Origin of the sequence: uncultured Campylobacter sp. (genome assembly GCF_938031315.1) — a bacterium.
In the GTDB taxonomy this organism is placed as follows: Bacteria; Campylobacterota; Campylobacteria; order Campylobacterales; family Campylobacteraceae; genus Campylobacter_B.
Map to the genome: position 1 here is coordinate 1 of NZ_CALHHT010000296.1, position 1,428 is coordinate 1,428.

Here is a 1,428-nt window from a genome sequence, read left to right on the forward strand (position 1 = left end):
TGAAATTTCGGAGCCGCGTTTTTGAAATTTCAAATTTAGCCTTGCGCTTCTTAAATTTGATTTTATGCTTTTAAAATTTAATCTCGTGTTTCTTAAATTTAGCCCGTATTTCGGCTCTCTGAGGCTTTTTTATCCGCCGCTTTGGCGGAAATTTTAAGCTTTAACGCAGCGGCCGTTTGTTTTTTGCAGGCACTGCGCGCGCTGTCTTGCCGCAGATGTCGTGGCCGCCCAGTACGCCGTCGTGCGCTAAAATTTCAGATCCCCTTTTACAGCCGAATATCGCGCAGGCGCCGCGCATTTAACGCGCCCCTCTTGAAATTTAAAATTTCAATCCATTCGCCTGCTGCGCACGTCTTAAAATTTCAAAATTTTAAAATCTCCGTCCGTCCACAGGGTGAAATTTTAAAATTTAACCCTTACGCGCTGTATACGACGCATCGATTTAAAATTTAAAATTCCCGCCGGCGCGGTGAAATTTACCGACCGACCTCGCCATCTGCGGCGTTAAAATTTGCGATCAGATCGCTAAAAATTTTAGCCAAATTTTCTACGTCGCCGATTTCGTTTATCTGATGGACTCTGTCGTTTCGCACGCCAAACTCCGCCGTCTCCACGCCGAGCTCGGCAAAATATCTCGCGTCGCTCGTGCCGCCCGCAGTGTTTAGCTCGGGCGCCGCGCCGCAGATTTTCTGCACGCTTGCGCTCAATCTCTGCACGATTTTGGAGTTTTTGTCGGTTAAAAACGGCTTTGAGGCGCTCTTTAGCGTCAGGCTTAGCGATGCGCCCTCCTTTAGCTGTGCGGTGCAGCTCATCTCGCGCTTGCCGAATGATTCGCTTTCGCTGCATAGCGCGTTTTCCGCGCTCACGCCGAAAAGCTCTAGCACGTAGTCTCTGATCTCATCCAGCTTTAAATTTATCCCGCCGCGGACGTTAAACATTACCCGCACGTCCTTGGGCGTTATGTTTGCGACTTCCGTGCCGCCGCGGATGTCGGTGATCACGATCTTGCTTGGCGCAAAGCTCTCGTCTCCATCGTCCAGATCGTGTCCCGCAAGACGGGCGAGCGCGGGAGCTAAAATATGCGCGGGGTTGATGCATTTAGCGGGATATGCGGCGTGGCCATGTGTGCCGGTAATCGTTAGCGCGGCGTTGATCGAGCCGCGACGACCAATCTTTATCGTATCGCCGAAGCGCACCTCGCAGCTGGGTTCTGCAACGATCGCAAAATCCGGTAGCAGCCCCTCTTCGCGCAATTTGGCAAGCATCTCTTTGGTGCCGTAGATACCCTCTCCCTCCTCATCGCTGGTAAGAAGCAGGCTAAGCGTGCCGCCAAAGCTCTGCGAGGATGCAAGCGCGCAGATTGCCGCTGCGATGCCGCTTTTCATATCCTGCGCGCCGCGACCGTAGATGAAGCCATCCGATTCTACC

Annotated in this window: 2 protein-coding genes; both read right to left on the minus strand. The window is 52.2% G+C overall.

Annotation, left to right across the window (positions count from 1 at the left end):
* Window positions 1-160: 160 nt before the first annotated feature.
* Complete coding sequence (locus tag Q0236_RS07300) at window positions 161-298, minus strand: hypothetical protein (protein WP_297916504.1); 138 nt, start codon at window positions 296-298, stop codon at window positions 161-163.
* A gap of 178 nt (window positions 299-476) precedes the next feature.
* On the minus strand, window positions 477-1,428 hold a 952-nt coding region (gene dapE, locus Q0236_RS07305; RefSeq protein ID WP_297916506.1), incomplete at its 5' end, for a succinyl-diaminopimelate desuccinylase.

Bases quoted from the DNA above. Each gene is read 5' to 3' on its own strand.
- Q0236_RS07300 (WP_297916504.1), bottom strand. From the start codon at position 298: ATGCGCGGCGCCTGCGCGATATTCGGCTGTAAAAGGGGATCTGAAATT.